Raw genomic sequence first — 18,028 nt, forward strand, 5'->3', positions numbered from 1 at the left:
AACTTGACTGCTTTTCCTTGAAATCTTTACTTAACGACTGCCAAAACGACTGCTGAAGTTTTTTTCTCTTCGTAACTCGTTGGTTAGCAGTTATTCCGTATAAGCTTTTGTAGACCCACTAGGACTCGAACCTAGAACGACAGAACCAAAATCTGCTGTGTTGCCAATTACACCATGGGTCTTTAAAAACCAGCTTGAGAAGCGTTTTTCTCATTTGCGATTGCAAAGATAAACGGCTTCAAATTGATGTGCAAGAAAAAGGATAAAATTTTTTCAGCAAATCATTCTAAGCCGCTTCACGCTGTGATCCATATAACTACGGAGGGCCAAAGGAAGTTCCCCGGGAAATGAGAAAATCGTGACAGGGTGAAACCTGCTTGGTGGTGATGCCGTATATCTGATGGATGCCGTCCAGGCTGTATCCTGCTATCCCTGACAGGGTATAATGTGCACGGAACGCCCGAATTGTCGCGAATGAGCTTCCTTAGGTGCTTTTTTTCCTGAACAGGCTTGCAAAATTTATCAATCTGGTATAGCTTAATAGAACGGTTGAAAGGCTACTTTCGCTTGTGACGCAGTTCCGGTGGACAGGCCTGAAAACCTACTTAACCTAAACAAAGCAAAACATGCACAAAATCTCCCTTACCCTTTGCTGGGCATTGCTCAGCGCGCTATTGACGTATACCTCTGTTGTTGCGCAAAACCACAACCATCCTATTGCTGATGAGGTAGCCCGCCGCGAGGCCGCATTTACGGTTGCACCGGAAAGGTCACTGCTGTTGCCAAAGGTCCCCGGCGGCCCCTGGGCAGCAAAGGTCAAAGCGCAGGTCGAAGAAGCTGCTTACTTTTCGCTCCACCGGAAAAACCTGCATCAGGTCAGACAGGACGAGCCGCAGGAGCTGAAAATCCGGCTGGAAGACCACAACGGGCAGCCCCTGTTACTTGAGTTGTATCAGGCGGAATACCTGTCTCCCGATTTCAAATTGCGGAAAGCTTCTGACCCCAACCGGGCCATTCCTTTTGATCCGGGCCTGCATTACCGGGGCATCGTCAATGGGGAAACCCACTCCCTGGCCATGCTGCTGATCTTGCCGGACGAAATCCTGGGAGTTATCGAGTTTCGGGGGCAACAGTACAACCTTGGACAGGTGGAAAATGCAGCGGACGTACACATCCTTTACCCTTCGGAGGCACTGGCAGAGCCGCCTTTAAAAGGTTGCTATGCTGAAGAATTGCCCAATTACCGTCCCGGTGGGGGACAGCCCGGGGGCACCCGTTCGCCCAATCCGAATAACTGCGTGAAGATGTACGTGGAGGTGGACAAGGATATCCACGATGGCAAGGGCGGGGTCACGCAGGCGGCGAACTACGTCGCCGGAGTCTTTAGCCAGGTGAGTACCCTGTATGCTGATGAAAGCATTAACCTCGTCGTTAATGAAATTTTTGTCTGGGATACCACAGACCCCTATACCGGTCCTGGCACCCTCGACTACCTGGTGCAGTTCCGGCAGCACCTAAATGGCGATTACAATGGCGCTGATATGGCTCACCTTGTGGGCTACAAAGGCGGGGGCGGAATTGCTTACCTTGATGTAATCTGCAGCTCCACATTCGGTGTAGCCTATAGCGACATTCACCCCACTTACAGCACCGTACCTACCTATAGCTGGACTGTCAGTGTGGTAACCCACGAGATCGGGCACAACCTGGGCTCTCCTCATACGCACGACTGTGCCTGGAATGGGGATGATACGCCTATTGATAACTGTGGACCGCAGGCAGGGTACACCCCTAATGGCTGTTTCGACAATGGGCAATCCCCCGCTAATGGGACTATAATGAGCTATTGTCACCTTACAAGTGTGGGCATCTCCTTTACAGAAAACTTTGGGGCACAGCCAGGCGACCTGATCAGAAGCGAGGTCTATAATGCTTCTTGTCTGGACCCCTGCAGCGCAGTTAGTACCACCGACGCAGGGATTGCCTCTGTGGAAACGCCCAAAGGAGTGGTTTGTGGCAATTCGGTAAGCCCGGTCGTTTCGCTTTACAATTATGGTTCTGAAACCTTAACTTCGGTATCGATCAGCTACTCGCTGGATGGTAACCCTGCCCAAAATTACAATTGGACCGGGAGCCTGAGTAGTAATCAGGCGGTAGAAGTCACCCTTCCTGCTGTAAACTTCTCCAATGGCAGCCACACCTTTACCGCGTCTACCAGCGCCCCCAACGGAGGAGCGGATGATGAGCCTGCCAATGACGAGGCTACTTCCAGTTTCTCGACGGGCGACAATACCCTTACACTTTCAATCACGCTGGATGGCTATCCGGCTGAAACCACCTGGACAGTAACGGATAACAGCAATAATGTCCTGGCATCGGGAGGCAGTTATACCGGTCAGGAAAATACCACCGTGAACGAGCAAATTTGCCTGACGGATGGATGCTTCAGCTTCAATATATTCGATTCCTATGGCGACGGTATTTGCTGCGGGCATGGTAACGGCAGCTACGTGCTCACCGACAACGCCACAAATACCGTGTTGGCCAGCGGGGGGAGCTTCGATAGCCAGGAGACTACCGCTTTTTGCCTGCCTGCCACACCGCCCTGTACAGCCCCAACCAACCTTCAGGCCACCAACCTAACCGCCAATACCGCATTGCTAAGCTGGAGCCCGGTGGCTGGCGCTAATGAATATGAGTTGCAGTACCTCCAGCAGGGTATGCCTATGAATAGCATTATAACCCTCTACATCAATAGCAACAGTGAGCTGCTGACTACACTGAGTTCAAATACTACCTACCTTTGGAGGGTGAGAGCGCTGTGTGTCAATGACAATTCTCCGTATTCATCGGTTGAAAACTTTACCACCACAGATGATGCTTGCCCGGATTCAGATAATGATGGAGTCTGCGACGGCGATGATCAGTGCCCGGGCATGGATGACGACCTTATTGGCACACCTTGTGATGATGGGGATGTTTGTACCGAGAATGATGTGTTTGGTGCGGATTGCAATTGTGCCGGTACGCTGATTGACGCCAACAATAACGACATCTGCGACTTGGATGAAGTTGACGATTGTGTAGCCCCAGCCAACCTTCAGGCGGCCAACCTTACCGCCAATACTGCATTGCTGAGCTGGAACCCGGTGGCAGGCGCTAATGAATACGAGTTGCAGTACCTGCAGCAGGGCATGCCTATGAATAACGTCGTCACCCTCTCTGTCAGTGGCAATAGCGAACAGCTGACTGCACTGAGCCCAAACACCACCTACCTGTGGAGGGTGAAGGCGCTTTGCAGCAGTGAAGATTCTCCCTATTCATCTGTAGAAAACTTTACTACCACGGATGACGCCTGCCCGGATTCGGACAACGATGGGGTCTGTGATGGCGACGATCAGTGCCCCGGAATGGATGATGCCCTCATTGGCACGCCTTGTGATGATGGGGATGATTGTACCGAAAATGATGTCTTTGGTGCGGATTGCAACTGTGCCGGTACGCTGATTGATGCTAACAACAACGACATTTGCGATCTGGACGAAGGCTGTTCTGACCCGACGGGCCTCAATGCATTTGCAAACTCCGCAACGAGCGCCACCTTCGAATGGGACCCTGTCCCTAATGCCAATACCTACCGCCTGCAATACCGGCCAATCGGATTTAACCCGATTTCCATTGATATTTCGGCGGCCACCTACACCGATAATAACCTGCCGGCTGGGAGTACAGTACAATGGCGGGTAAGAGCGCTTTGCAACAACGAAAACTCCGGCTTTACCAATGGCTCTTCCGTTACGCTTGCGGGCAGCCTTCCGATGGGCGCTCCCGGTGCCACAGTTTCCGGTTCAGCGATTCAGTTTAGCTTGTTCCCTAACCCTGCCCGGGACCAGGTGACCATTTCTCTAAATCACCCGACTGTTGCGTCCACCGTAGTCGTGCGCAATGTGGTGGGCCAAACGCTTGGTACTTATAGAATGCGCGATGCCGGTCAACTTACCCTGGATACCAATGAATGGGGCAACAATCAGGTGTTGTTGGTGACCATGTATGCGGAAGGGGAGGAACCCGTTAGTCAAAGATTAGTGATCAGCCGTTAATTACTGCGGCCCGGTCCTTGCACGTTTGTTTGGAATGCACTCGTTCTTCGTGAGCGAGTGCGTTTTCATTCTTTGTGATTGGCCAGCTGGGCATATCGGTCCTCATCGTGGAGGATTTCGTAAAGGGCCTCATGGTATTCCGGGAAGTCTGGCAGGTTATTGTGCCCACCGCCCTCAAGGGCAATGAGTTCGCTGTTGGGCGCACCTTCGTGGAGCATTTTGCCTTGCCGGAAATGGATCAGCCGGTCGCTTGTTCCGTGCAGGATGAAAATAGGGCAGGTGACCTTTTTGATGAAAAAGTCGGTTCGGATTTGATACCGCAGTACCCACTTCAGGGGCAACCAGAACCCATACTGCCGCACCTGGTACAAAAATGAATAGTAAGGCGAGTCCAGAATGAGGAGGTGAGGTTTGTTCCACGCGGCAATCCGCGCCGCAATGCCACTGCCCAGAGACCTGCCGTAGAGCACAATTTGTGTTTCCGGGTACTGCTCGGTGAGCCATTTGTAAACCGTCTGTGCATCGTTGTACAGGGTCGCTTCTGTCCGCTTGCCGGCACTCTTGCCAAACCCCCGGTAGTCAATCATGAAAAAGTCATAGCCTTTGCCCAGAAAATCTTTGGCAAACTTGCCCCAGCCTTTCAAACTCCGGGAATTTCCCTTGAGGTAAAAGACGACGCCCTTGGCATTGGGCACCCGGAAGTGCAGCCCGTTGATGTAGCCGCCATCCTCCATCTCAAAGTGCACTTCGTCAAATGGGAAGGGATACTCATACTTAAAGTTTCCGGGCAGAATCTCAGGCCGAAAAAAGAAGTAGTCCTGCATGGTGTAAAAGACAATGCAAATCAAAAAGTAAATCCCGGCACCGTAAAGCAGGTATATCAGCATACTTCCTGGGGCGATTGAGTCGTCAATACTTTAAAAGTCAAGATTCAGCGGCTTAACAGACGGATACAAAATAAGTTAGACCGTTTGAGCTTGATTCTGTCAAACAACTAAGGTTCTGCCTCGAAAGGTAAGAAATTTTGTATTTTTCCCTCTATGGACCGAAAACCACTCAAACGCCACACCGCTCTAATCCCTTTGTCCCGGCAGCACCACAAAGGGCTGATACTGGCTCAGTTGCTCAAGAGCGATGTGCCCGACTACAAGGGGCTGCCCACGGACATTTCCGGCAAGGTGGCTTTCGCCAAAAAAGAGCTGGAAGAACGATTGAGCCGGCATTTTGACTGGGAAGCCACGGTGCTGATCCCCGCCACCCGCGCCTACCACGAACAGCTGCAGGCTATGAGCGATCAGGTGCAGGCAGAACACCGGCAAATTTCAGCGCAAATCCAACAGCTCTCTGATACATCCACGCCCGATGATTTAGATGAAGTCGGCCGCCTGCTGGAGCAGCACATCCGCTTTGAGGAAAGAGTCTGGTTTGCTGCTATACAGCGGGAAGTCCCGGAGACCGTGCTATCCCAACTGCCACCGCTGGAAGCCTGATACTTTGACAGCCGATCATCGCATATCCAGGCTAGCCTGCTCTTGATATACGCAATACGAAGTGGTTTGCGACATAGGAGCAGGCCACTTCCCAGCGTAAATGCTGACATTGAGTAGGTTTGCTATGGCAAACCACTTAATCGTCAGTATAATAGCAGTTCAGCGCCAAACCCATAAAACAGCCCCAAAATAAAAAGCATGACCAGCAGGAACAACAACGGGCTAATAACCGTCCAAACCCCACGAAGCTGAAAAGTTGGAACCTGCAGCACCCAGGCGTAGCCCAGAAATACAATCATAAACAGGTAATAAAAAATCGTGTTCTCCTCAAGTGAAGGGAAAGGTACCTTCAAAAAGTTGAGCACTAAGTTCAGGAAAAGGAGTTGCCCCATATAATAGGCATTGATTACCAGGTGCTCTGCTAAATTAAACCCTGCCCGCCGGTAGATCAACCGGCTGATGAGTGATAAAATTGGTATCGAAAGCAAAATAAATATCAGAGCCAGAGGCCGCAGTTGCCTTGCCCGCTCTTCTTCTGAAAGCCCGGTGGCATCATCGTAGCTGGTAAACCCCAGCGCAAAATCCTCATGAAAATAGCGGATTTCCCCATCCGACAGCAAAAGCGTTAAGCCGTACAGGCCAGCAACAAAAAACAGGTAAGCTACCGGCTTAAGATAGCGCTTCCGAACGCCCTCAATGTAGCCCCGGCACACTCTTGCCGGTGCGTAGCACAAATGCCCTACCGTCCGCCAGATGCCGGAATCGACATTGAATACCGTTTGGCCAAGTTGTGCGAAAAATACCCAAAGGGTCAGCCTTTCCCGGACGATTTTAGCGCCGCAGTGGTGGCAAAACTGGCCGTCTTCGATGATAGGCTGCTTACAGTTCAGACAGGTGGGCATTCTTTTTGTCCGAAAAATACTAATAATTGAGCCTCTGGAAGGCGCTGCACTAATAATCCAAGTAAAAACTCAACAATCAATCGCTGTCTGCCTTTTAACCGTAAATCAAGCACCATGAAAAAGAACTGGACACTCACCGATATGCCCAACCTCAAAGGCAAAGTCGTCATCATCACCGGAGCCAACAGTGGCCTGGGGCTGGCTTCCGCCAAAGCGCTGGCTCGAAAGGGGGCTGAGGTTATTCTCGCCTGCCGGTCAGAAGAGCGGGGCGCTGCTGCCCTTAAGGAGGAGGAAGCCGTGCAAACAACCTCCGCCCGCCTTATGCTGCTGGACCTGGGCAGCCTGGAATCGGTACAGGCTTTCGCCGAGAACTTCAAAGCAAAATACGACCAGCTGGATGTCCTGATGAATAATGCCGGCATCATGGCCACACCCTACGGGACTACTCAGGATGGCTTCGAAAAGCAAATTGGTGTCAATCATCTTGGTCATTTTGCACTGACGGGCCACCTGCTTCCGGTTTTGCTGGGGACCTCCGGCAGCCGCATCGTCAATGTCTCCAGTTTGGCGGCCCGTAATGGGCAGATGGATATCTCTTCTTTCAAAGACCCCGGCAACTATCAGCCCTGGAAAGCCTACGGGCAAAGCAAGCTCGCCAACCTAATGTTCACCCTGGAGCTCAACCGCCGCCTGCCGGAAGGTCAGACCATCGCTGTGGCAGCCCACCCGGGCGGTGCTTCCACCAACTTGGGGCGTAATGTGGAGAGCAACGCCGTTTTTCAGTTCATCGCCGAAAAGGTCCTCCTGCCTCTGCTGCCCACCCCCGATCAAAATGCCCGCCCTCAACTCTACGCTGCTGTCGGAGAGGCCGTGGAGCCCGGTCATTACTACGGCCCCGGGAAGTGGGGGGAAATCGCTGGCCCGCCCAAACTCGTCGACTTTCCTCCTTCCATCGGGCAGCCGGCTGACTGGTCTGCACTGTGGGTGGCATCGGAGGAACTGACTGGGGTGTCTTTCCTTTCCAAAACGGCTTAGGTAGGGGAGAGGCTCCCCCCGATGCTTAACTGAAAAAGTGTTGAGTTAAGTTTTGAAGCGTTTTTCTTAACTTAAATCTCATTTAGTTAAGTTTAAGGGTCTTTTTCTTAACTAAAATTCTGTTGAGTTAAGTTTTTATCGTGAAAACTTAATTAAAGGGTTGGGTGTTTTAAGCTACATGAAAGATTTTCAAGCAGGGCACTATGTCAATCAGGGGTACTACAAAGCCTTCATCCCTAAGCCTATATTCACTAATTGGGAGATAGCAGATATGGAGGTGATACAGCTGCTGAGTAAAGCTGACCGCCACCTCGGCAGACTGGACATGTATTCAGCTTATGTTGATATTAACCTTTACATAAGCATGCACATTGCCAAGGAGGCCACTCAGTCTTCGCGCATAGAGGGCACGCAAACGAATATTGAGGAGGCTTTCATGAAAAAATCGGATGTTTCTCCCGGTCTTAAAGATGACTGGGAAGAAGTTCAAAATTACATAAAGGCGATGAATCTTGCGGTCGACTTACTTCAAGAGCTGCCTTTTTCCAGCCGATTAATAAGAGAGATCCACAGAACGCTTATGCAAGGCGTCAGAGGAAGTAAAAAAATGCCGGGTGCCTTTCGTACCAGTCAAAACTGGATTGGTGGGGCAACCTTGGATGATGCCACCTTCGTGCCACCTCCCCATACTTACATTCCTGAACTAATGAGTGATCTTGAAAAGTTTGCCAATGATGAACTAGCTCCGATCCCTGATCTTATAAAAATTGCACTCATTCATTATCAGTTCGAAACAATTCATCCGTTTCTCGATGGGAATGGCAGAGTTGGTCGCCTGTTGATTACGCTTTACCTTGTAAGTAAGGGGATATTACATAAACCTATCCTATATCTGTCAGACTTCTTCGAACGGCATCGCTTGTTGTACTACGATAACCTCACACGGGTCCGGACGCACAATGACATCAATCAATGGTACAAGTTTTTTCTGACCGGTGTGATCGAAACCGCCAAGCGTGGCATAAAAACCTTCGATGGCATCCTTCGGTTGCAAAGAGCAATGGACGAACGCCTCGAGAGCTTGGGAGGGCGTTCGAAGGGCGCGAAGCAGGTCCTGGAGCAGCTCTTTAAACGTCCTGTCACTGATGCGGACCAAATTGCAGAGATTATCGGCAAGTCGAAAGTAAGTGCTTATAAGCTGATGTCGGACCTGGAAGAAGCAGGTATACTTGTTCAGCTGCCGAATGGCGGACGGGCCAAAATGTACGCCTTTAAAGCATATTTGGATTTGTTCAACGAATAGAGCGTGTAGAGGTGAGCCCCAATCGCCTGGCTATTTATGCTGATTATAATCAGGGAGGTATCGGTAAGCGCTTCAAAGTAGGAGCTGAAAAAAAGACAGCACCCCAACAGGATGCTGTCTCTTATCAAGCCGATCTCTTGCCTTTTACTCTTTAATTACCTTCTGCCGACCGATTACCTCCTGTCCGCTGACCACTTCCAGGACATAAATACCTGAAGGAAGCTCTGCTATGGATAGCTGTGGTGTCAGGGGCTGTACTTTCACCAATTGCCCGACTGCAGAGTGAATCCGGATTTCATAGCCATCTCCCAGCGCCTCCAGGCCACGAATGTTGAGCTGCCCGGTGGTGGGGTTGGGGAATACCGTGAAGTCCTGTGCGGCAACATCGCTGGTGCTGGTCAGATTGGCATCCACATAAATGGAATGGGTATGTCTGGCATCACAAGTCTCGTGCACATTCATGTTGATTAGGCGAACGTTGATATCATGCCAGCCTGCTTCAGAGTAGGAAGTCACTGGCGCGTCATGAACTGCAATTTCACCATTGCCGAATTCCCAAACCCAATGAGTAACCTCAGGGGTAATACCGTGCAGCTCCACCTCTTGACCAACCGCTACTGTATCAGGTGCCGAGATTTCTGGCACGAGCTTATTGGAATAGATCGCAGTCTGTATTGTTTCGCAACCTTCAGCGTTGCAGATCGTCAAGGTTATCTGCTTGATACCATTGTGCTCAAAGGTATGCTCCGGATTGGCTGCTGTAGAGGTGTGCCCATCTCCAAAGTCCCAGCTCCAACTGTCGATATTAGAGGAGGTATTCACACCGAATGAGCGTACACCATCGCACATTTCTGCATTAGCTGTTGTAATCTGAGACCCGGCAAAATTCAATGTGCCCTGGCAGGTGTAGTCGATCTGGAAGCCGCTCTCGTTCTCGAAAAAGTCTGTATTCTCCACAATGGTAATCACCGTGCCGCTGGAGGTGATGGGCTCCGGCAGCTCATTGCCCGTGAAGTAGCTCAGCAACGGCGCATCGGTATCCGCACCATCAAAAACAGCTACCCCGTCGAACCCATTCTCATAATTGAAAGCCACAAACTCTAAAGTGATAGGGCCGACCGGACTAATGATCGTCGTTATCCCCGTATTGTTGTCCACGTAATTGCTGTCCGGCCCACCTGAATCATATAGGCTTCCGAAACAGCCTGTAATCACCTGCTGACCGTTCACCGGCATATTTTCAATCAAGCAACTGCTATCGATCGTGACACTGATGTCCTGCACGATGGTATTGCAGCCTTCTGCATTGCAGGCAGTGAGCGTTACGGTATATGTTCCGCTCTCTGGGTAGAAATAGACAGGATTTTGTTCATTTGAGACGCCGCCATCACCAAACTCCCAGAACCAGGAAGTGGGGATTTGCAGGCTTTCGTCAATAAACACGATGGGCTCATTGGCACAAACCAGCGTATCGGCTATTGAAAACTGGGGTTTAGGCCGCTGCGTTGGCACAGCGTCGCAGATAAAGGTGGCAACAAAACCACTCAAGTTTACAAAGTGATCGGTATACTCCTGCACAGTGAGTACGCCAGAGGCGGCCGTTAAAGTTTGCCCTTGCAATTCATTGCCAGTGAATGAACCCAGCAGGGTGCCTGTACCAGGATAGCCATCGTACACAAACACAAAATCTGCGTGCTCCTGGTAATTGAATTCGCTAAAGGTGATGCTTACGGAAGAGGCTCCGGGTGGCGCAATGGTAACACCAGCCAGGTTGCCTTCCTGGTAAGGCCCATTGGGTCCGCCAGAGTCGTACAGATTGCCGGAGCAGACCGTGACGGTCTCAAAGCCGTGCGGTTCTGCTGGTATGTTTTGGGAAAAGCAATCAAGTTCTACGTCAATAAAACCAACAAGCGTGACGACATCACAACCCAGCGCATTGCAGGCTTCCAGCGTGATCGTATAGGTTCCGCTTTCGATGTAAGTATGCACCGGGTTTTGTTCGGTAGAAGTCGTGCCATCACCAAAGTCCCAGGTCCAGCTCGTGGGCTGATTCGTACTGACATCCGTAAACTGCACCGGCAGCGCGCCGCAAATGAAAGATGGGGCTTCAATACCAGCAGTCACCGGAGCAATGACAAAGAGCGTCACATTGATGGGCACCAGGGGCTGAAGCGGGTCATTGGTCTCCAACTCGTACACCAGGTTGTAAACACCGGTGGCTAGGCCCGTGGCGTCCAGGTTAATCTGTAGCGCAGTGCTCTCGTTGACCGCTACGGTACCGCTTGTGGGCGAAATATCAGTGAAGTCAGCCGAAGCCGGGCTGCCAAGTGGAACCAGTTCCTGCAGTAAGCCGTCCCCAATGAAGGTACCGGAGGCTACTTCCTGCCCGGAAATCAGGTCAACCACGCTGTAATTAGGCAGTGCACCATCTCCCCAGCTATCCAGGAGCTGAAGCGTGTAGGACTCATCCGCAGATAGCCCGGACAGTTCTACGCTGTACGCAGTATTCGACTGATATACGATGCCTTCAGAATTTTGAACGGTGTTGTTTCCACTGTCCATGAGGACCCAGGAAAACTCCTCGCCCCAGTTGTCGGTGGTGAAGTTGAATACAAAACCGGTATTGCCGGACTGTGTATTGATCGTAAAATCAAGGGGCGCTTCTCCAACGTTCCCTACATCTACGGTCAAAGTGGTATCCTGCCCCTCAATCAGCTCAACAGTGAACGCAGTAGGGTTGACGGTCAGGCTGGGAGCAGCTATGCCGGTGCCGGTAAGGTTAACCAGGAGGTCATCTCCGGCATTATTGACAAGCGTCAGGGTTTCGGTTAAAGCACCCAGCTCGCCCGGCGTGAAGGAAACGCTGATGGTCTGTGCTGCAAATGGGGCCAGGGTAAGGCTGTTAGGGCTTGCTACTTCAAAGCCGGCCAGGGCAGCCTCTAACCCAATTACTTCAGTGGGGGCGGTACCCGTATTCTCTAAAGTAAAGCTCAGGGTGGCAGTAGCGCCTATCTGCACTTCCCCGAAGTCGAGGTCATTGGTGGAAATACTCAGCTCCGGCGTCCCATTTACAATCAGCGTCACCGGGATGGTCACCACTGGCTGATCCGGATCATTGCTGTTGATGATGATCGAACCGTCGTAGGTGCCGTCCACCAGTTCCGAAGCATCAAAAGTAACGGTTACGGCTTCACAGTCCCCGGCAGGAAGCGAACTGCTGCCTGCATCCGTTAAAAGCCAGGTTGGTGCCCCACCGGGACCGCTGAGGGGCAGGGGTAGGATATACAACTGGTCGATGATAAACTCAAAGAATCCGGAAAAAAGTTCCTCTCCTGTCCCTAAATCGGTAAGCGTGAAAATTTCAAAAACGGAAGTCCCTTCCGGCACGCCGGTAATCCAAAAGTAATACTCCGTATCCGGCTCCAGCCCGTTGATGATCTCTGTGTAGGTGGAGTTGGCAGCGTAGGTTTGGCTGTTCTCCGCAATGACTTCAAAGTCCTGATTGAAAACCTGCCAGTTAAAGCCCGCGCCCTGATCAGAGGTCGTGAAGTCAAAGCGGTAACCGGTTTGGTTCATCTCATCCTGACTGCTAATCGTGGCAAGCAAATCTCCCTGCCCAATATTGCACAGGTTGAGTGTTGCCGTAGTAGTGGTGCCGGCATCGAGTTCGATTGAAAAGCTATCCGGGTCAAAGGTAAGCGCCGGCGGCTCCTGAACGGTGATTTCAAGGGGAACGCTGGTGTTCGAGCCATTACAGTTCGTTACGGTCAGGACAACGCTGTAGGTGCCGGCTTCCGGGTAAACATAACTCGGGTTTTGCTCATTTGAGGAATTCCCATCCCCGAAGTCCCAGGACCATGCACCAGGGTTTTCGGTACTGCTGTCTGTAAACTGAATGGCCGTACCGAACGGTACATCCGTGGCATTAGCGGTAAAGGACGCGACAGGCGGGTTGGCGATACCATTGGCTTCCCAGATCATAGCAAAACCCGGGAAGTTGTCCTGGTGATCAGCAAAAAAGAACAGCGCAAGTGCTTGGGTCTGAAAAGTAATGGGCTGCCCGTTGTTGGGCAGATTGTCGCCTAAGTAGGTAGCCAGTGGCGTGTAGGTGCTGTTGTTCACCGCAAATAGTGATAATTGATCATTATTGGTGGCAGCAGCGCCTAAATCGAAAGCCGTAAAAGTGACCGTGATGCTCGTTGCCCCCGGAGGTGCAATCAGGAACTGCCCGTTGCTGCCCTCAGTGTAGTTGCCATCGGGGCCGCCATCGTCGTACAAAACGCCATTGCAAAGCGTAGTGGTTTCCAATCCATGAGTGGGCATATTGATGCCATTGGTGCAGGCAAAGCTTGCCGGGTCGAAGGTGATCGCCTGACTGGCAGAGAAGGTATCGCAGCCGTTTTCATTACAAACCTCCAGCTGCACATCGTAGGTGCCGGGCTCATCGTAGGTGTGGACTGGGTTTTGCTCTGTTGAAGTGTTGCCATCCCCAAAATCCCATGCCCAGCTGGTTGGGAAAAAGGTAGAGGCATCCGAAAAGGCGACGGTGCCGGTACAGCTCAGGGTAGGGAAGGCCGCTGCTGCCACAGGAGGCTCCGTAAAATCGATGCAATCGAAATTCATGGCAAACCCTGCGCCGGTAATGGTGAAATCACTGGTGAATACCAGCAGGCAGCTGGTGCCCGAAAGCAATATAGGGTTACCGTTGTTGGGTAGATTCAAACCAGTATAGGTGCCCACCAAAGGGCTGTTTATCGAAGAGCCATCGTAGATGGTAAGAAAGTCAAAGTGATCCTCCACATCAAATTGAGTAAAAGTAAGGGATAGCGCCTCACCGGAGGTTCCATTGATGTAAATGTAGGCTTCATTATCATCGGTGTAAGGCGCATCGGGCCCACCGAAGTCGTAGAGAATGCCATTGCAATCATTGATTTCCAGATCTCCGAATTCAGGAGCATTGTAGGAAGTTTGTGCGCGTAAGGCGAAGGAGGATAAAAGTACTGTAAGAAGGTAGAGGTATTTCATGCCAGGGTCTGTTGAAAGATTACTAATGTATTTTGTGCCAAATTTCAAAAGGGATGCTTAATATTAGCAAGTAGGTAACGAGCCAAAGCATTATTGGTTCTTAAAGGGGCTGGAATTACGTCTTACTGCCCAATCGTTGACAAAAACACAGGATCATGACAGACAAAATGGACTACGCTCAGTGGACTTTGGAAGCCCTGCATGCAGAGGAAAACAAGCTGAAAAGACAAAACCTCACAGGCAATATATTTATCGGCTTCTTAGCTGGTGTAATGATCTACGGACTGGTGAAGAATGGCTTTGGCTTGCTCTACACGGCTATCCCTCTGCTCATCATCGCCGTTTTGGCGAAAAGCGGGCAAAGCATTCAGGCGCGTTTGAAGGTAGTGCGGGCGGAGATGGCAGGCCGGGATGGTGCTTAGCAGCCTTGTTGGGGCTTTCTCATTTAACACATAGGCACATAGCACGCATAGGCGTACATCAAACTATGTGCCCTATGTGCTATGTGCCTATGTGTTTCCCCAAACCTAATGAAACACCACATGCAACACCACCAAAGACCCCAGCAACCCCCAGCCAATCAACCGAATGCGGCGCGAGCCGGGGTGCAGCAAGTCCCTCCAGGCGCGCCAGCCGCCCCTCCAGCTACCCAGGCTAAGCAAGGCAAAAGCAATAACGATCACCCAACCCGCCCGCACGAAGTAGTTCATCTCCGGAAAGAAGTACTGGAAGACAAGGTGGAGCGGAATCGTGCTCAAAAAGGCAATCAACGCAAACCGGTGGCTGGGCAACAGCAGGAAAACCGCTCCGCAGATGAGCACCACGATGCCACAGTTGATGTAGTAGCGCAGCTCATTCAGGGTGTGGGTGAAGGCCGCCTGTGGATTTTCAAACTTGACGTAGAGCAGCACCAGCCCCATCATTACACCGGTGAATAACGTGACAAGGATGACGCGCCGGCCGGCATTGACTACTTCCAAATCGGTCGCGTCTTTCCTGATGTAAGTCTTGTAGATATCGATCGACCAGAGCGTGGCGAGTGAATTGAACGTAGAGTCCACCGTGCTCATGAGGGAGGCAAAGAGGGCACAAAGGATGATGCCTTTTACGCCCACCGGCAGGTAAGTTTTCACCAAATAAGGGAAGGCCAGGTCAGGCTCTGCCAGGCCATTCTCCCCCAGTATGCCTACCAGGGCGATCCCCGGGATAACGATCAGTACCGCCATCAAGTACTTGGTCAGCCCGCCCACCATAAGGCCGATCTGGGCTTGCTTTAGGTTTTTGGCGGCCAGGGACCGCTGCATGACGGTTTGATTAGCGCACCAGTAGTTGATGTTGAGCAGGAAGAGGCCGAAGATGTGTGTCCAGGGCAGCTTCTCATGATTGGCAGGGAGGTGGAGGTGCATCAGCCCCGGTGTTTTGACGTAGAGCTGCCGCCAGCCGCCCAGGTGATGGATGGCCACGAAGAGCACCACAAAGCCGCCCAGCAGCAGTATGGTAAATTGAATGATGTCGGTTTTGACTACCGCGTTCAGCCCACCCAGATAAGTGTAAGTGGCGGAGAAAATGCCCAGCCCAATGACCAGTATCGCAATCCGCGTGATGCGGTCCGGATGCAGGTAACTCATGTACTCCGCAAAGACCAAATCTGCCGCGTACGCCCCCCAAAACAGCGCCGCCCCCAGCGTGATGGTGGAAAACAGCGCAATATTCGCCCCGGTATAGAACAGCGCCACCCGCTCCCCCAACCGTTTTTTGATGAACTGCGTGATGGTGACCACCCGCTCGCTCAGGTACATGGGCACAAAGATGAAGGCCGCCATGAGAATGCCCTGTATGGCGTTGATCTCCAAGCTTGCCTGCGCCAGCCCATAGAGGTAAGCCGAGCCCATCATGCCCAAAAACTGGTAGCCGTTGATGTTGGTGGCAATGGTAGAGAGGGCAACGGATGGCCAGCGCAAATTGCGGTTGCTGAGGAAGTACTCCTCCGTGGTAACATCTGCCCCGGTGCGGCCGCTGAGCGCTGCCAGGAAAATGAGAGTGAAATAGGCCAGGACGATTAGGAGGTCGGTCACGGGGGCGTAGTTGTTACTTTTATTTAGGTTCTGTTTTTTCAGATATACTCGGAACGGAGAGGTTTGGGCGTAATGCACAAACCCGACGCACGAGTATGCCGGTACGCACAGGTATGCCGACCCGCCTGCCTAAGCATGTCGGGCAGGCACGAAGTCATGGTTGGTCCCAAACTACTTCGTCGTCGGTATAACCAGCTGTGTAAAGAAAAGTGGATTTTCTTTACACAGCCCATCTCAAATGTAAAGATTTCTGTTCTTTCTTTACATAAAACGAGAAAGTCGGCACTTCTACCGCACCTTGTCTAAAGGATGTAACATATTTAGCTTCCAGACAGGATACGAGGTTCAGGTCTTCCTTGTTTATTCCACAGATTCGCTATATTTACTACATGAGCGACATCACCATATTCGACTACGAAGGCCAGGATATCAGCTTCGAGTTTGCTGATGGCAATCAAATGGTTAACGCCACGCAGATGGCAAGACCGTTTGGAAAGCCAGTCGGGAACTTCCTGCGCCTTAAAGAAACAAAGCAGTACATTCAGCTGCTGGAGGAGCGATATTCAGATGTGAATATCGGTCAAAAACGCGAAGTGTTACGGGTTGTCAAGGGCGGGGATGTTACCGAAGGGCTCCAAGGCACTTGGATGGATGAAAAGCTCGCTCTCAAATTTGCCTCTTGGCTTAGTCCCAGATTTGAGCTTTGGGTCTATGACCGCATTCAGGAATTACTGACTCGTGGTGAGACGCGGCTACAGGATATTCCCCCTTCCGGCTTCGCAGCAACGCTTAGATTACTGGCTGAGCAGTGGGAAAAACAAGAACAAATCAACGAAGAAGTGCGTGATGAGCTGGATCAAACTGCTGAGCGGCTCGATCAGTTGGAGGCGAAGATTGTCAGCGTCGATGATCATTACTACACAATAGCCGGCTATTGCAACCTGCATAAAATCCCTTGCCCGTTACATCAGGCTAAGGCTTGGGGAAAAACAGCCACGGCTGTAAGCCGCCAGAAAAACATCCCTACCGGTACTGCTCATGATGAACGCTATGGTAAAGTCAGGACCTACCATGAAGAAATTCTCAAGGCGGTGATCGATTGAGGTACCTTGCCATTTAATTACAATACTACAATAATTCGCGCAATAGCTTATTATCCAAACTCACCCCCGCGCCCCGGTGCGGCCGCTTAGCGCCGCCAGGAAAATGAGGGTGAAGTAGGTCAGGACGATTAGGAGGTCGGTCACGGGGAAAGATTGCTAGGGTCGGTAGTTTTCTAAATATTCACTCGGAGTAACAATCTTAGTTTCTCTAAAACTATCAATATAAAAGTGTTTTGTATTTCCTGTGATAATAAAGTCGGCATCTACTGTTTCCGCTAGTTCTAAAAACTTGTTGTCGTTTTTATCTTGCAAGATATTTATCTCTACGTCGGGTTGCTTGACAATAGCTAAATCCGCGATAATTGCAATTATGAAGTCTGAGTTAGCCTTGAAATCCTTAAACTTAGCAAACTTATCGCGAGACAACACCTCAACATATTCTTCCAGCACAAGATCAGAAATACAGATTTTCACTTTATGCTCAAGCACGATATCAAATAGAATCTCCCATGGCGGTCCTTTAGAAATCAATGCAGAGACAATGACGTTTGTATCAAGAATTACTTTTTGCATTTCTTACGGCGTCAATTTCTGCATTAATTTCGTCAATAGTCAAATCAGATAGTCCAGCTTTTTTCGCTAGCTCAAGACTTTTCAACATTCCTTCTTTTGCAAGCTTAGCTTTGATTTTTTGTACCAAATCTTCATAGTCTATTTGCTTTGCTTTGGGCTCTAGTCCCAAATCCACGAAATCCTGATCTTCAATATTTAAGGTTACTGTTTTCATGGCTACTGCTTTTTTATTTCTAAATAGGATGTTTATAAACAGGGTTCCGAAATCGTAATCCTTGTTGAATATATGAATAAACGTGGCGCTAGACAATCTAGTTCCAGTATTCTACCCTATAACACCATTGAATATCGATTGTCATCGTGCCGTTTTAACATCATACTCTATGTAAAAAATCAATGTAAAGCTTTTTGAGTTTTCTATG

12 protein-coding genes and 1 tRNA gene are annotated in these 18,028 nt (G+C 50.6%); 6 read left to right on the plus strand and 7 right to left on the minus strand.

The window, feature by feature from the left end; genetic code table 11:
- Positions 1-110 precede the first annotated feature (110 nt).
- Positions 111-182, minus strand: a tRNA-Gln gene (locus MRY86_RS09625).
- Between the two features lie 444 nt (positions 183-626).
- Here MRY86_RS09625 and MRY86_RS09630 point away from each other — a divergent pair.
- Complete coding sequence (locus tag MRY86_RS09630; protein WP_293566840.1) at positions 627-4,100, plus strand: fibronectin type III domain-containing protein; 3,474 nt, start codon at positions 627-629, stop codon at positions 4,098-4,100.
- Positions 4,101-4,165: 65 nt separating this feature from the next.
- On the opposite strand, the gene MRY86_RS09635 is transcribed toward MRY86_RS09630, so the two are convergent.
- Complete coding sequence (locus MRY86_RS09635) at positions 4,166-4,987, minus strand: alpha/beta fold hydrolase (protein WP_293566839.1); 822 nt, start codon at positions 4,985-4,987, stop codon at positions 4,166-4,168.
- Between the two features lie 153 nt (positions 4,988-5,140).
- Here MRY86_RS09635 and MRY86_RS09640 point away from each other — a divergent pair, with 153 nt between their 5' ends.
- Positions 5,141-5,590 (plus strand): hemerythrin domain-containing protein, encoded by a 450-nt coding sequence (locus tag MRY86_RS09640; protein WP_293566838.1) that lies wholly within the window; start codon positions 5,141-5,143, stop codon positions 5,588-5,590.
- Between the two features lie 143 nt (positions 5,591-5,733).
- Here the strand turns inward: MRY86_RS09640 and MRY86_RS09645 are convergent, their stop codons facing one another.
- Positions 5,734-6,492 (minus strand): DUF3667 domain-containing protein, encoded by a 759-nt coding sequence (locus tag MRY86_RS09645; protein ID WP_293566837.1) that lies wholly within the window; start codon positions 6,490-6,492, stop codon positions 5,734-5,736.
- Between the two features lie 114 nt (positions 6,493-6,606).
- Between MRY86_RS09645 and MRY86_RS09650 the strand changes: the two genes are divergently transcribed.
- Both MRY86_RS09650 and MRY86_RS09655 read left to right on the plus strand, forming a co-directional pair.
- A complete protein-coding gene (locus MRY86_RS09650; protein ID WP_293566836.1) occupies positions 6,607-7,527 on the plus strand; it encodes an oxidoreductase in 921 nt (306 codons plus the stop codon).
- 178 nt (positions 7,528-7,705) lie between these two features.
- Positions 7,706-8,830, plus strand: coding sequence for a Fic family protein (locus MRY86_RS09655; protein WP_293566835.1), 1,125 nt, complete (start codon positions 7,706-7,708; stop codon positions 8,828-8,830).
- Between the two features lie 144 nt (positions 8,831-8,974).
- Here the strand turns inward: MRY86_RS09655 and MRY86_RS09660 are convergent, their stop codons facing one another.
- Positions 8,975-13,855, minus strand: a complete 4,881-nt coding sequence (locus tag MRY86_RS09660; RefSeq protein ID WP_293566834.1) for a PKD domain-containing protein — start codon at positions 13,853-13,855, stop codon at positions 8,975-8,977.
- Between the two features lie 155 nt (positions 13,856-14,010).
- Between MRY86_RS09660 and MRY86_RS09665 the strand changes: the two genes are divergently transcribed.
- Positions 14,011-14,277, plus strand: a complete 267-nt coding sequence (locus MRY86_RS09665; RefSeq protein WP_293566833.1) for a hypothetical protein — start codon at positions 14,011-14,013, stop codon at positions 14,275-14,277.
- 105 nt (positions 14,278-14,382) lie between these two features.
- Here MRY86_RS09665 and MRY86_RS09670 read toward each other — a convergent pair whose 3' ends face one another.
- Positions 14,383-15,930 carry a sodium/solute symporter gene (locus MRY86_RS09670; RefSeq protein ID WP_293566832.1) on the minus strand — a complete coding sequence of 516 codons (1,548 nt, stop codon included), beginning with the start codon at positions 15,928-15,930 and terminating at the stop codon, positions 14,383-14,385.
- 389 nt (positions 15,931-16,319) lie between these two features.
- Between MRY86_RS09670 and MRY86_RS09675 the strand changes: the two genes are divergently transcribed.
- A complete protein-coding gene (locus tag MRY86_RS09675) occupies positions 16,320-17,033 on the plus strand; it encodes a KilA-N domain-containing protein (protein WP_293566831.1) in 714 nt (237 codons plus the stop codon).
- Between the two features lie 156 nt (positions 17,034-17,189).
- Here the strand turns inward: MRY86_RS09675 and MRY86_RS09680 are convergent, their stop codons facing one another.
- Both MRY86_RS09680 and MRY86_RS09685 read right to left on the minus strand, forming a co-directional pair.
- A complete protein-coding gene (locus MRY86_RS09680; RefSeq protein WP_044216265.1) occupies positions 17,190-17,606 on the minus strand; it encodes a putative toxin-antitoxin system toxin component, PIN family in 417 nt (138 codons plus the stop codon).
- Positions 17,587-17,820: a hypothetical protein gene (locus tag MRY86_RS09685; RefSeq protein WP_063978244.1), complete on the minus strand. Its 234-nt coding sequence runs from the start codon at positions 17,818-17,820 to the stop codon at positions 17,587-17,589. The genes MRY86_RS09680 and MRY86_RS09685 overlap by 20 nt, the downstream gene beginning before the upstream one ends.
- Between the last annotated feature and the right edge of the window lie 208 nt (positions 17,821-18,028).

Source organism: Phaeodactylibacter sp. (assembly GCF_022763345.1).
GTDB lineage: Bacteria > Bacteroidota > Bacteroidia > Chitinophagales > Saprospiraceae > Phaeodactylibacter.

What these genes read in the sequence shown, in the direction of transcription:
- MRY86_RS09640 (WP_293566838.1), top strand. Translation starts at nt 5,141, where the DNA reads ATGGACCGAAAACCACTCAAACGCCACACCGCTCTAATCCCTTTGTCC.
- MRY86_RS09665 (WP_293566833.1), top strand. Translation starts at nt 14,011, where the DNA reads ATGACAGACAAAATGGACTACGCTCAGTGGACTTTGGAAGCCCTGCAT.
- MRY86_RS09650 (WP_293566836.1), top strand. Translation starts at nt 6,607, where the DNA reads ATGAAAAAGAACTGGACACTCACCGATATGCCCAACCTCAAAGGCAAA.
- MRY86_RS09685 (WP_063978244.1), bottom strand. Translation starts at nt 17,820, where the DNA reads ATGAAAACAGTAACCTTAAATATTGAAGATCAGGATTTCGTGGATTTG.
- MRY86_RS09645 (WP_293566837.1), bottom strand. Translation starts at nt 6,492, where the DNA reads ATGCCCACCTGTCTGAACTGTAAGCAGCCTATCATCGAAGACGGCCAG.
- MRY86_RS09630 (WP_293566840.1), top strand. Translation starts at nt 627, where the DNA reads ATGCACAAAATCTCCCTTACCCTTTGCTGGGCATTGCTCAGCGCGCTA.
- MRY86_RS09675 (WP_293566831.1), top strand. Translation starts at nt 16,320, where the DNA reads ATGAGCGACATCACCATATTCGACTACGAAGGCCAGGATATCAGCTTC.
- MRY86_RS09680 (WP_044216265.1), bottom strand. Translation starts at nt 17,606, where the DNA reads ATGCAAAAAGTAATTCTTGATACAAACGTCATTGTCTCTGCATTGATT.
- MRY86_RS09655 (WP_293566835.1), top strand. Translation starts at nt 7,706, where the DNA reads ATGAAAGATTTTCAAGCAGGGCACTATGTCAATCAGGGGTACTACAAA.
- MRY86_RS09660 (WP_293566834.1), bottom strand. Translation starts at nt 13,855, where the DNA reads ATGAAATACCTCTACCTTCTTACAGTACTTTTATCCTCCTTCGCCTTA.
- MRY86_RS09635 (WP_293566839.1), bottom strand. Translation starts at nt 4,987, where the DNA reads ATGCTGATATACCTGCTTTACGGTGCCGGGATTTACTTTTTGATTTGC.